The organism is Marinoscillum sp., assembly GCF_040222955.1.
Classification (GTDB): domain Bacteria; phylum Bacteroidota; class Bacteroidia; order Cytophagales; family Cyclobacteriaceae; genus Marinoscillum.
Window position 1 is genome coordinate 1 of sequence record NZ_JAVKCA010000018.1, and the last position, 12,555, is coordinate 12,555.

Genomic DNA, 12,555 nt, shown 5'->3' on the forward strand with positions numbered 1-12,555 from the left:
AAAATATATCATTCTTTGGAAAAAAGAAGATGGGAAATGGAAGTTATTCAGAGATATTGCCAACTCAAATTCATCAGCAAAATAATCTACTGTTAAATCTAAAATTCACAATTGAGCGTGAATGACGAACGCACAACAAACGCTAGCACGAATGCGCCAAACTGCCTCTTTGCTTGCTGTTGTGCGATACATCACCATGAATCAGCCACTGGGAAAGGGCGATGCTTTCTACTCCCGATAGCTATCGGGATTCAACGAATTCAGTAGACAGTTATAATAACGACTATCGTAAACTATAAGGTAATTAATAAAAACGTGTGCCAACAACGTATAACGCGCATTTGGCGCAATGATGGCTATACGATTGAAATGGACTATAAGAAACCACTTCCCCACCCTAACTGAAAGTTCCGTAAATTGACCAGGCGCCAAACGCGGGGCGATACAAAACCGTAATTAAAACAAACTGAACATTGAGAAATAATACTAAAATTGTAGTGCTGGTATTTGCCATATTTTTGAATGCTTGCGAAACAGAGAAATCGGAAACTAAGAAGAATTCCTCAGCAGAAGACAACCTTTACTTTGGATATAAACCACCAGGGTTAACCCCAGAAATTTTTGTTCCGAAAAATAGTACTTCTCAAGATTGGAAATTTGGGAATACCGACTCTTTGAGTATGGATGAGTTTTATTTTACATACACAGGAAACAACCCCTTTGAGAACCCGGTGGTTGTGTATCGGAATGAAGGTAGTTATTACAATGTCAATAAGTATACCTTCAGCCATAACCCTAGCGATAGTAACATCTTATACTCTAGATGGAACTACATAGAGCGTACAGATTCCGGTTGGTCAAAAATTAAAAGTCTAGGACCTATGTTTGAAAGGGAGGATTGGGGCATTATGGTGATGTCGGTATCCTCTAAAGGTACTTTTGTTTTTGATGACTATAAAAGTAATGACGTAATCCGAATGTCGAGGATTATAAACGGTGAGCGTGAAGAACCAAAATTACTCGGTAAGCATATTAACACGGGTAAATGGACATGTCACCCCTTTATAGCACCTGATGAATCATATTTAATATGGGGTAGCGAGCGAGAAGATGGATATGGCAAATCTGATAATTATATAAGTTTTCGACAGCAAGATGATTCTTGGGGTCCTGCCATTAATATGGGAGATAAGATAAATTCAGAACTCGAAGAAAATGGTGCACACTTAACACGGGATGGAAAGTATTTGCTTTTTTCAAGGCATGAAGAAAAAGTAAGGGAAGATGGAACTACATATTGGGAATCGAAACAATATTGGGTTGATGCTAGAATTATTGAAACCCTGAGAATTCACCAATGATGATGATCCCCCAATACTTAGAAGAGTTAGCTCGTTTTTAAGTTCTACAATTAATGACATTGCCCGGAGGTTTCCCTCCAGGGTTATCCCTTTCTCATCAATATTCTCAGGGCCTCCCGTCGGCTGAGCGGCGCCAGGGGTGTCTCTTCCACAAAGCGGATCACCCATTCGGGGTTGGTTTTGGCGTATTCGCGCAGCACCCAGCCAATGGCCTTATTGATAAAGAACTCCTTTGAGCCGAGGAGTTGGTGAATCACAGCGCCGAGCAGGTCAGTATCTGTGTCTTGCTTGTATTTCAGCGGAAAGAGGATGGCTGATCGTTGTAACCAAAGGTTTCCTGACGCCAGCCATTTTTCCACATACTCCCCGCGGGTCTCCGGATAATGTAGCAGGTAAGCTCCCATGAGTTTATTGGCTATATGGTCTACGGTGTCCCACCAGGAGTGATGCTCCACCATGTGTTCATAGAGAGCCATATCGGCGGGTTCCGGCTGGCGGAGGTACCTGCAGGCCAGCTCCTGTGCAAAATGGTGATATTCCCGCTGTGGTTTTGCCCACAGTGTCTTTACCAATATTGGTAGTTCGTGCTTGGGGGGTAGGTATTTTTTATCCAGAAAGGGCTTTTGTATCGCTTTGCGTACCGGGGAGGTGAGCCCGTAAAAAACGAATTGATTTTTAAGATAAGCTTCCTGTTGCACCGCTATATCAGGATTGGCATGCCTTAGAAATTCCTCCTCCAGGGTGAGCAGATACTCCTTTATACCAGCGTTCATTAATCCTTCAGGCCAGAGAGTTCAGCTTGTTCAGCATCGGAAAGCCCCACTTCTTTGGCGATGCGGTGGGGTGTGGGCATCTTCATCAGGAAGACCAGCACCACCACCAGCAGGATGAGCATGTTATACAGATCACCGGTGAGAAAGCACACCACCACAGCGATGAGTCCCGAGGCTTCGTAGAAGGCCATGCGCACGATGTTGGCCGTTTGAAAGGCGGCCATCTTCTGCTGAAGATCAGCGCTATGTGCCAGCCCCTGTTTCAGGGTTTTTTTGAACAGAACTGATGATACCACGGCCGAGAAAACCAGAAATACTGCCGGCAGATAGAGTAGAAACTCCTGATCCCGGGTGGATCCGGTGGGAGCCTGTGCATTTAGCACCAATACCACTACACCGAAGAGCAGACAGCCGGTCATTAGGGCAGTATGAATGATTTTGGTCGTTTTCAGGGCGTTGGGTGCTGAGTAATTTTCCATTGGTTTTGAGTTTGGTTCCAAGTTAATGTATTGATTACAAATCAAAGCTACCCTTATGAACAAGGGCCAGCTGTATGTGGGTGAGATGGTGACGGCAATGCCAGTCATAAGTGCCAATGGTCTCTGCCAGGGTAAAGGATTGGCCGTGTTCCGGGTGCACAAATGTTCTCTGAAGGTCTGCAGAAGAAAGTGCTGAAATCAATTTTACCCACTTACCATGGAGTCCGTTGAGCAAATCCAGCGCATTGTTGATTTCGTCATCTAATGAGTCTGAAAGCTCCGCCCAGCGGTCTTCGTGGTAGGGACGTATAGTCGGAGATTCTTCCGTGAGCGCCAGCTTGAAACGCATCAGTGAGTTCATATGACTATCGGCACAGTGATGGACTACCTGCTTGATCGTCCATCCGCCGGGGCGATATTGCCAGTTGAGTTCCGTACGTGAGAGCGGGCGGGTCAGTGTCGCCACTGCCTCAGGAAAGGAGCGGATGGTACTTGTCCAGTTCTGAATCTGGCTCGCTGTGATCAGTTCAGGCTTCGTGAATTTGCCGACAGGATATTTTAATTGCTCAAGTGCTTCAGGAGTCATAGGGGGTTGGTATTTGAGTTCAAGGATATTTAATTATTCGCAATAAATAGCTGTTGACTTGTGGATTTTCTGACGGGGAAATGATAATTTCAATGAACCAAAGTTCCTGACTATGAAAAAACTAAACAACTGGGCATCACTATCAATTCTGGTGCTGCTCTGGGCCTGTGAGCCCCAGCCCGAAACAGTGACCACTACCATCTCCGGCGAAATCATTAACCCAATAGGGGAGGTGATCACTTTCCGTTTTGGAGGTGATCGGATCACGGATACCCTGGATGCGGACAACAAATTTTCTACAACGTTTGATATCACTGCACCTGCCGACATAGTTTTTGGTCATGGTGGTGAGATCACCTACCTCTATCTGCGTCCCGGTGATCAGTTGTTTCTCACGCTGGATCCGGCTGAGTTTGACGAGTCCCTAACCTATAGCGGCACAGGCGCTGAAATCAACAATTACAAAGCCGCAATGGTACTGCTCGGGGATTCCCTGTTGAGCACCCGTGATTTGTACATGATGCCGGAAGAACAGTTTTTGGTGGCGCTCGATTCCGTATCGGGGATTGAGCTGGGCTATATGTCCGATTTCAATATTGATGATGCAGCATTTATTTCCTATACCCGTGAAAACAGTAAGTGGTCGGACATAGTGACTAAAATGAGGTATGAAGGCGCGCATCGGTCCCTGCTGGACCTGGATTCTTTTAGTGTTTCTGAGGCCTATTATGATTTTCAACTGGCGCTGGATGTCAATGATACCTCGCTGCTGAAATACCCTGCATTTAAATCTTACGTGGATGAAAGCATCGAAAAGGAGGCCTCTATAGGCTACTATGCCAGAGCAGATGAATCTGAAGACTACTACGGGTTTTATGTAGAGGCGATCAATGCCCTCATCAAAGTGCCTTCTTTGAAGGAGCAGCTGATGTATGAACTGGTCTCTAATTCCTATTCCTATTTTCCCATGGATAAAAGGGCTGAAGTAGTAGCTGCCTGGAAAGCGCTCAATCCGAATCAGGAGCGAGTGGATGAGATCGATCAGATGATTGCTGAGTTTCAGAAAATCGAACCCGGCAATCCGGCACCTGACTTCCGGTACGTGAGCATAGAGGGAGATACCCTTACTATGGCTGATTTCAGAGGTCAATTGGTTTATATAGACGTATGGGCTACATGGTGCGGCCCTTGTATAGCTGAGCATCCGCACATGGAAAAACTGCAGCAGCGGTTTGAGGGACAAGATGTAGCTTTTATTGCTGTGAGCACGGATAGCTCTCCAGCCCCCTGGAGGAAAATGGTCAGCGAGCGAAAATTGGGAGGTATCCACCTGTATGCGCCGGGGGCGTGGGAGTCCACCATTATTACCGATTACCTTATTCAGGGGATTCCCAGGTTTATACTCATAGATAGGGAAGGAAATATTGTAGATGCCAATGCGGCGAGACCTTCCGGTGATATTGGTGACCAAATAGAGGCTTTACTGAATCCGGCTTAGAAGAAGTCATGGAACCGTAACTTTAAGGTGCTGTTTCCTGCAAGGAACAGCACCTTTTTTTTGCCCGTTCGTCAAAGGAATCTGATGGTTCAGCGATTGTTTGTAGAGAATGGAGAAGCCTTTCTATAGCTTGCCTGAAATCACCTTTTAAAGGCTAACGGTACATGAAGATTTAGGGAAATTATAGGAATTTTTAAATAAATTAAATTCCCTCTTTCATCGATGTTTTACCAAGGACTGTCTACTTTGCTTTGTAGGCTATAGGAAATTTGGATATATTTCTTTCAGATGTGACACGCTTTAACCCACTACCCCATGATTACATCCCAATGGTGCAAACAATTGGTTTATATACTGTCAATAGTACTTTTTGTAAGCGCTTTTGAAGGGCGCACACAGGATATAGACCTGAAGTTCACTCATCTGAATACGGATGAAGGCCTCTCTACGGGTACGGTGAACTGTGTATTCAAAGACAGTAAGGGATTTATCTGGATAGGCACCGTAGATGGGCTCAATAGGTACAATGCATACTCCATCAAAATTTTTAAAACTGACCCCAATGATCCTGCGTCGATTGGCGGCAATATAATTTCAACAATTGCCGAAGATCATCTGGGTCGAATATGGGTGGGTACCAGAACCGCCGGTATCAGCATTTTCGATTGGGAGACAGAAACTTTTTCTCATCACAAAAATACCGATGATCCGGGCTCGCTTTCGAATAACTACGTGCGCAAGATTCTCATTGATAACCAGAACAATGTGTTGGTGGGCACATCCGGAGGGTTGAACGTCTACAACTGGGAGGATGGAACCTTCGAGCGTTTGCTTCATGACCCTGAAAATCCCTCTACGGTGAGCCATAACACAGTTTTCTCTATTGTAGAGGATGCTCCCGGTTTGTTTTGGGTGGGTTCGCATTCGGGTGGTGTTGATTATCTCAATCTGAAGGCCAGAACCTTCAAGCATTTTTATTATGAAAAAAACTATGAGGTAGCCCTAACCAACAGGAAGCCCCTTATGAAAGACTCATCGGGTAACATTTGGATTGGTACAGATGGAGAAGGGGCTTATCGGTATGATCCCGGCAAGGATGCCTTTACACATTTTGAATACAGTGCCAGAGAGGACCAATTGAAATCAAATATTGTCACCAGTTTTTATGAGGATGATTTGGGACGAATATTTATCGGCACAGATGGGGGAGGGATCAATATCTATGATCCGGTAAAAAACACCTTCTCTTACGCCCAGCGGAGCCTTTTTGATGACGAAAGCATTAGCAGTGACGCGATCTACGATTTTTATAAGGATGACATGGGCATCCTGTGGGTGAGTACATTCAGGGGTGGCGTGAACGTATTTAGCAAGTATCATGCAAAGTTTAAACTGTATGTGGAGGTGCCCGGAGAGCCCAATAGCCTGAGCTTTAATTCAGTAATAGCACTTCACGAAGGGCGCGATGGTGCCATCTGGATTGGTACGGATGGTGGCGGGTTGGATCGCCTCGATCAGGAGACAGGTACATTCAAACATTTTAGACATTCGCCTACAAACAGAAACACCATCAGCAGCAATGTCATCAAGTCCATCTATGAAGACCGGCAGGGATATATATGGGCAGGCACCTATGCGGCTGGACTCAATCGATATAATCCCAAAACCGGGCGCATGGTACGGTATATGCCCGATGCAGACAATCCGAGAAGCCTGGGTGACAGAAATGTATGGGCCATCACTGAAGACTATGAAAATGACCTGTGGATAGGTTTATTGGGCGGTGGTCTTTCGCGCTACAACCGGGCGCGGGATGATTTTGAGCACTATAGACATGATCCGAATGATCCTCAGAGCATCGGTGGAAACCTGATTGTGGTTTTCTATGAAGACAAGAATCGTCAATTTTGGATAGGCACTGAAGAGGGAGGGCTGAGCCTCTTTGATAAGCAAAACGGCACCTTCAGGAATTTTGTGCACGACCCTGAAAGCACTGAAGGACTCCTCAATAACAATGTGCGGGCTTTGCATGAGGACAGGCTGGGCCAGCTATGGATAGGCACGGCCAGTGGTATGAATTTGATGGACATCAGGACAAAGGAGGTGACTGTGGCCCCTGTGAATGCCATGTTGCCCAATCCGGTAGTGAATGGTATTCAGGAGGATGATCAGGGAAACCTGTGGATCAGTACCAACAAGGGCCTTTCTGTGTATGATGTCAAAAAGAATACGATCCAGAATTTCTCTAAATCAGATGGTCTCCAGGGCAATGAATTCAACTATAGCTCCTCCGTACGATCAAAGAAAACCGGAAAAATGTATTTTGGAGGACTTCAGGGGCTGAATGCTTTTGACCCTGAGGAGATCAAGCTGAGTCCGTTTGATCCCAAAGTAGTGATCACCGATTTGAAGGTGTTTGATCAGTCTGTTTCTCAAAAGGATTCCCTCAACGGTCGCCAGATTATTGACAAAGCACTGGCCCAGGTTTCTGAAGTGTCATTTACCCATAAAGAAAACGTAATCACCATTGAGTTTGCAGCGTTGGATTACACTTCTCCTTTGCAGAATAAATACCGCTACATGCTCGAGGGCTTTGATGAGTCCTGGGTGGAGGTGGGTGCTGCCAAGCGCTCTGCTACGTATACCAATTTGGATCAGGGGGACTATATTTTTCATGTAAATGGTACCAACAGCGATGGGGTGTGGTCCAGCAATCCCAGAACCTTGAAAATCACCATTTTACCACCTTGGTGGGCTACCTGGTGGTTCAGGTTGTTGGCAGTGGTAGTCGTTATTTCTGGGGGTGTGTATGCCTACAAGTGGAGAGTGGGGCAGATCAAAGCGGGCCAGCGCGAGCTTCAGAGAAGAATAGAAGAAGCCACAGCCCAGGTGAAGCAGCAAAATGATGCCCTTAGGGAGCAGCAAGACAGCCTGCAGGGTGCCATAGAAGACACCAACTTTGTAATTGGCGAGGCAGTGGAGTCTGGTGACTTCTCTGTGCGGATAGACGTGGAGTCCAAGTCAGGGGAGTGGAAGGCCCTGGGTGCTTCGATTAACCACTTGTTTGAGTCCATATTGGTTCCTTTCAATACGATCAACCGGATTGTGAATTCACTGGCCAACAGTGACCTGAGTATGCGCTACACGGATGAGGCTAAGGGGGATGTGTTACAACTGAAGGAGAGCTTTAATAATGCCCTTGACAATCTTTCTGACCTGCTACATGACATCATTGAGCAGGTAGAGACCATAGGTACTTCCTCTCAGGAAATGTTTGTGGCCAGCGAACAAATGAACCTGAGCACCGGAGAAATTGCCTCATCCATAGGAGAGATGAGCAGCGGCGCTCAAAATCAGGTCAATAGGATAGATGAGGCCTCAAAGCTGATAGAAGGGATTCTGGAGTTTTCCAATAATGTGAGCCAGCAGGCGGATACCATCAATCAGGGCGCTCTGAGAGGAGTGGAGAAAAGTGATACGGGAAAGAAACTCATCGAGAAAGTAGACCATAGCATGAAGGATATCATGGCCACTTCCAGGGACACCAATGAGTCAATCAGTATATTGTCTAACAGGTCGGGTGAAATCTCCAGGGTTTTAAATATTATCAAAGATGTGGCCCATCAGACCAATCTGCTGGCACTTAATGCGGCCATTGAAGCCGCGAAGGCCGGAGATGCCGGTAAGGGCTTTGCGGTAGTGGCCGAGGAAATACGAAAGCTGGCCGAGGACTCAGGTAAGTCAGCGAAGGAGATAGAAGTGATGGTGGTAGAAATACAGCGTGCAATTGGTGGTACTGCCAAGCTAATAGGAGAAATGAGCACCAGTATCAAAGGGGGAGAGGAGGCTTCGAGAGATGCATCTGTATCATTTGATGAGCTGGCAACTTCTTACGCGCAGACCCTCTCCATGTCTGAGGAAATTGTGAAAGCGACTAGTCAGCAGACGGATCACCTCAAAAAAGTGGTGGGACTGATGGAGAGTGTGGTGGTGATCGCTGAAGAAACTGCTGCCGGTACAGAGGAGGTAGCAAGCTCCTCATCTCAGCTTTCTGCCGGGATGTCCGAGTATACACAGCGAACCCAGGAGGTATCAGAGATCGTGGAGGTGCTGAAAAGTAAAGTGAGAAGGTTTCACCTTAGCCAACAGCAGCTGAGCGAATCGGAAAAACATTAGGCAATGAGGGCTGCCTCACTTCCAAACTCTATTTTGTCTCCTGATCTGAGCTTTTTTCTTCTTCGGGTTTCTACCTCGCCGTTCACAGTCACCAGACCCTGGTCTATTTGACTTTTGGCTTCACCACCGGACGCCACCCAGTTGAGAATCTTGAGGAGGTTGTTAAGTTCTATATACTCTTCGCCCTCTTGAAGTTTGAATGTTTCCATATTCGGTGCAAGTTAGTATCTTGATTTGAATCTATACTCAGCCTTGGAGCGGTTTAGTATAAGGGAATTTCAATGGTGAGGCTTGTTCCACGGCCTATTTCCGAATGCAGTTCAAAAACCCCACCCAGGGAGTGAATACGTGAGCCAATGGCTCTCAGTCCAAAGATGGAATGATCGTCCGCCAGGTGGTCGATGCTGAATCCCTTGCCATTGTCCACGACGGATAGCCGGACGATGTTACCTTCCATTTCCAGCGCCATAGTAGCTCTGGAGGCTTTTGAGTGCTTGATGATGTTATTGATGGCCTCCTGACTGATTCTGAACAAAATCAGTGAGATATTGGGTGGTAGGGGTTTACCTCCCAGATTCTGCACAAATTTGAACTGGATAGAGCCCTCAGTCTGGTTGAGGAGCTGAGTGATGGCGGCTACATAACCTTCTTTTTCTATCTTGGGGGGCATCAGCTCATGGGCAATGGTTCTCACTTGCTCTATTCCTTCATTGAGAACTTCCATCCCCTTGGTAAACCGTTCTGAAGTCTCCGGGTTAAGTAGATTCAGGGCGCTTTTGATGGATTCAAAATGCATGTAGGACGTGACCAGTGTCTGCTGTAGCCCGTCATGCAGGTCTATAGAAATACGGGTACGCTCCCGGTCTTCCACCTGATGAGCGATGGTTAGTAATTCCTCCTGGGCTTTCTTTTTTTCAGATATGTCATTGACCAGTACCAGGCGCACATTATTTCCATTGTGCGTGAGGATGTCACTTTTGATCTCCACGGTTATCACTTCTCCATTTTTTTTGATGTGCCTGAAAACTCCCTTGTAGGGGAGGAGCACATCTCTTCTAAGCACAGTTTTCTCTAGAAGCGGAACCTCTTCCAGTGGGCGGATGTCCCTGATGGTCATGGAGAGAAACTCCTCGGAAGTGTATCCATAATGGTCACAGGCCGCCTTGTTTACCTGAATGAACCTGAGTGTATGGATGTCGTAAACCCACATGGGCTGTGGGCTTAGGTGAAACAGCTCTGCATAGCGCAGCTCAGATTCTTTTAAGGAAACCTGATTTTTAGCCCGCTCTATAGAATAGATGATGCTTTTGTAGAGAATGGTAGCATTGAGGTCATCTTTCAGCAGGTAGTCAGATGCTCCGAGAGCCAGTGATTTGATGGCAAATCCTTCTCCTGCAAAACCTGTGAGAATGATAAGCGGAAGTCCTTTTGAGATAGCCAGTATTTCCTTTATGAGGAGTTCGCCGGTCTTATCGGGTAATGAAAGGTCTAGGAGAATGGCGTGAACCTGGTTTTGACTTTCCGATAAAAACGATCTGGCTTCTTTGAAGCTGATCACCCGGTGAATCTCCGGGGAGAGAATCATATCCTGCAGGAAATCCTCTACCAAAAAGTAGTCACCATCATTGTCCTCTACCACAAGCACTATAAGTTTTTTCCTATCCTTAGCCATTAAGCTTTATTTTTTGGGAGTGTAACCACCTCGACCCAGAAGTGACAGAGTGTGGAAATAGCGTCGAGGAAGTCATTGACCTCTACGGGTTTGGTAATGTAGCAGTTGGCTGCATACTGATAGGACAGATTCACGTCTTTTTCAGATGATGATGTTGTGAGCATGATCACGGGAATGTGTTTCACAGTATCGTCACTTTTAATGGCCTGGAGGACCTCATGTCCACTTTTTAGGGGGAGGTTGACATCTAAAAGAATCAGATCGGGTTCTCCAGATTGCTGGTATGGTTGCTGGTTAAATACCCAGTCTAGCGCCTCCTTTCCATTGCGCACCACGCTTAGTTGATGAGTGATTTTGCTTTCCTCCAGTGCCTCAGTGGTCAGTAGTATATCTCCCTCGTTGTCTTCCACTAACAATATATGCACTGGTTTTCTCATTGGTTTTCCTTGGTTTGAATCCTTGGAATGGTAAAATAAAAGGTACTGCCGGCATTTGCTGCCGATTCTACCCATATTTGTCCGCCCAGGTTTTCTACTAATTTTTTGGTAATGGCTAATCCCATGCCCGAACCCCCAAGGCTTGGATCGACCTGGTGGAAAAGTACAAATATTTTCTCAAAGTGTTCCTCAGTTATACCTAAGCCGTTATCCGAAATGGAGAATTGCCAGAAATCATCATGGGCGGTGGAAGCGATGGTAATAACCGGAGACATGCCAGGCTTACTGTACTTCAGGGCGTTTCCTATCAGATTTCTAAGGATTCGCAAAAAAGGGATTCGATAATATTGGATAACTGGTAGATTCTGGGTGTCTATCGTAGCGTTTTTACCTTCAATATTTCTTTTTTCCAACATGCACACTTCGTTTACCATTTGGTGGGTATCTATTTGTTCGATTGCGTCATCCAATGTTCTCACACGTGAAAACTCGAGTAGATCCAGAATAATATGCTTCATGCGGATGGCTCCGTCTTTGGCGAAGTGAATGTACTGCCGTGGCTTTTCATCCAGTTGGTTCAGATACTTTTTCTCCAGCTGAGTGAGGAAGCCGGTCACCATCCGCAAGGGTTCCTGCAGGTCGTGTGAGGCCACATAGGCAAATTGCTCCAACTCACTGTTGGAGAACTCCAGTTCCCGGGTCTTTTTCTGAAGGGTTTTATTGGCGGTATTGAGGTCTTTGGTTTTTAGAGCCACGAGGGCTCTTAGCCGCATGGGTTGCGCAGCCAGAAACCAGCTAAATATCCCCAGCAAGGCAGAGAGGAGTATCCCCAGCAGGGAGAAGGCCATGGCATTGACCCAGTACTGTGGATGTTTCATTTTTACGTAGATGATCCAGTCTCCAATAGGTACGTCTACTTCGCTGAAAATGCCACGATCTATGGTTTCCACATGCTGAAAATATGGATTGGACTCAGCTCCGCCAGTGTGAATTTTCACGAGCTGGTAAATGAACCGGTCATTCATTCCGGTGCTGTCTAAGTTGAGTGCACGCAGAAGCGTTTCATGTCGGATAATCACGGCGGAGAACCCCCAAAATTCCCCATTTCGGGAGATGGGTACCCGGCCTACGATGCCCTTACCTCCCTGAATGAGGTTGATTGGTCCCTCGAAGTATAATTCACCGCGCAGTTTCGCTTGTTCTGCTTCTTCCCGGTGAGCAGAATCGTTGCCAATATTATAGCCAATAGAGGCTTCATTGCCAACCAGGGGATAAGTATTGACAATGGTTCCGCCCTTCACCAGTTGCAGGGCATCTATGAAGGGATTTTGCTGAAGTAAATTTTCACAAATGGAATCAAAATTATTGTCGAGCAAATCCTTTTCTACCAGAAATGCCAACACGCGTGTGGCGGTGATGCTGTGGTTGAGTGATGCCTCGAGCTGCCCTTTTAGGAAAATCGCTTCCCGCTCCGCAATGTGCAGTTCTGCATCCTTTTCCATTGTATAAATCCTGAAAGCAATAAGCTGAGTGAGGCACAGAAGCAGAATGAAAAATGCCCAGCCCATTTGTT

Annotated in this window: 10 protein-coding genes; 3 read left to right on the forward strand and 7 right to left on the reverse strand. The window is 46.3% G+C overall.

What is annotated here, in order from left to right; translation table 11 throughout:
* The first annotated feature begins 473 nt into the window (after positions 1 to 473).
* Entirely contained in the window at positions 474 to 1,361 is an 888-nt protein-coding gene (locus RIH33_RS15390; protein WP_406653201.1) for a hypothetical protein, read from the forward strand.
* 83 nt (positions 1,362 to 1,444) lie between these two features.
* On the opposite strand, the gene RIH33_RS15395 is transcribed toward RIH33_RS15390, so the two are convergent.
* From RIH33_RS15395 to RIH33_RS15405, 3 genes are read right to left on the reverse strand one after another with little or no spacing between them, the layout of a single operon-like run.
* A complete protein-coding gene (locus tag RIH33_RS15395) occupies positions 1,445 to 2,134 on the reverse strand; it encodes a DNA alkylation repair protein (RefSeq protein ID WP_406653202.1) in 690 nt (229 codons plus the stop codon).
* Positions 2,134 to 2,613: a hypothetical protein gene (locus RIH33_RS15400; protein ID WP_406653204.1), complete on the reverse strand. Its 480-nt coding sequence runs from the start codon at positions 2,611 to 2,613 to the stop codon at positions 2,134 to 2,136. Before RIH33_RS15400 ends, RIH33_RS15395 begins: the two co-directional genes overlap by 1 nt.
* 34 nt (positions 2,614 to 2,647) lie before the next feature.
* Positions 2,648 to 3,199 carry a YfiT family bacillithiol transferase gene (locus RIH33_RS15405; protein ID WP_406653205.1) on the reverse strand — a complete coding sequence of 184 codons (552 nt, stop codon included), beginning with the start codon at positions 3,197 to 3,199 and terminating at the stop codon, positions 2,648 to 2,650.
* Positions 3,200 to 3,311: 112 nt separating this feature from the next.
* Here RIH33_RS15405 and RIH33_RS15410 point away from each other — a divergent pair, with 112 nt between their 5' ends.
* Together RIH33_RS15410 and RIH33_RS15415 are read left to right on the forward strand one after the other, a co-directional pair.
* Positions 3,312 to 4,697, forward strand: coding sequence for a TlpA family protein disulfide reductase (locus tag RIH33_RS15410; protein WP_406653206.1), 1,386 nt, complete (start codon positions 3,312 to 3,314; stop codon positions 4,695 to 4,697).
* A 315-nt stretch (positions 4,698 to 5,012) separates the two neighbouring features.
* Positions 5,013 to 8,873: a two-component regulator propeller domain-containing protein gene (locus RIH33_RS15415; RefSeq protein WP_406653207.1), complete on the forward strand. Its 3,861-nt coding sequence runs from the start codon at positions 5,013 to 5,015 to the stop codon at positions 8,871 to 8,873.
* Here RIH33_RS15415 and RIH33_RS15420 read toward each other — a convergent pair.
* From RIH33_RS15420 to RIH33_RS15435, 4 genes are read right to left on the reverse strand one after another with little or no spacing between them, the layout of a single operon-like run.
* Positions 8,870 to 9,082, reverse strand: coding sequence for an RNA-binding S4 domain-containing protein (locus RIH33_RS15420; RefSeq protein WP_406653209.1), 213 nt, complete (start codon positions 9,080 to 9,082; stop codon positions 8,870 to 8,872). The genes RIH33_RS15415 and RIH33_RS15420 overlap by 4 nt on opposite strands.
* A 53-nt stretch (positions 9,083 to 9,135) precedes the next feature.
* Positions 9,136 to 10,545, reverse strand: coding sequence for a PAS domain S-box protein (locus tag RIH33_RS15425; protein WP_406653210.1), 1,410 nt, complete (start codon positions 10,543 to 10,545; stop codon positions 9,136 to 9,138).
* Positions 10,545 to 10,982 (reverse strand): response regulator, encoded by a 438-nt coding sequence (locus RIH33_RS15430; RefSeq protein WP_406653212.1) that lies wholly within the window; start codon positions 10,980 to 10,982, stop codon positions 10,545 to 10,547. Before RIH33_RS15430 ends, RIH33_RS15425 begins: the two co-directional genes overlap by 1 nt.
* Complete coding sequence (locus RIH33_RS15435; RefSeq protein ID WP_406658717.1) at positions 10,979 to 12,550, reverse strand: ATP-binding protein; 1,572 nt, start codon at positions 12,548 to 12,550, stop codon at positions 10,979 to 10,981. The genes RIH33_RS15430 and RIH33_RS15435 overlap by 4 nt, the downstream gene beginning before the upstream one ends.
* Positions 12,551 to 12,555 lie beyond the last annotated feature (5 nt).

Bases quoted from the DNA above. Each gene is read 5' to 3' on its own strand.
- RIH33_RS15405 (WP_406653205.1), bottom strand. From the start codon at position 3,199: ATGACTCCTGAAGCACTTGAGCAATTAAAATATCCTGTCGGCAAATTC.
- RIH33_RS15400 (WP_406653204.1), bottom strand. From the start codon at position 2,613: ATGGAAAATTACTCAGCACCCAACGCCCTGAAAACGACCAAAATCATT.
- RIH33_RS15410 (WP_406653206.1), top strand. From the start codon at position 3,312: ATGAAAAAACTAAACAACTGGGCATCACTATCAATTCTGGTGCTGCTC.
- RIH33_RS15425 (WP_406653210.1), bottom strand. From the start codon at position 10,545: ATGGCTAAGGATAGGAAAAAACTTATAGTGCTTGTGGTAGAGGACAAT.
- RIH33_RS15395 (WP_406653202.1), bottom strand. From the start codon at position 2,134: ATGAACGCTGGTATAAAGGAGTATCTGCTCACCCTGGAGGAGGAATTT.
- RIH33_RS15430 (WP_406653212.1), bottom strand. From the start codon at position 10,982: ATGAGAAAACCAGTGCATATATTGTTAGTGGAAGACAACGAGGGAGAT.
- RIH33_RS15435 (WP_406658717.1), bottom strand. From the start codon at position 12,550: ATGGGCTGGGCATTTTTCATTCTGCTTCTGTGCCTCACTCAGCTTATT.
- RIH33_RS15415 (WP_406653207.1), top strand. From the start codon at position 5,013: ATGATTACATCCCAATGGTGCAAACAATTGGTTTATATACTGTCAATA.
- RIH33_RS15420 (WP_406653209.1), bottom strand. From the start codon at position 9,082: ATGGAAACATTCAAACTTCAAGAGGGCGAAGAGTATATAGAACTTAAC.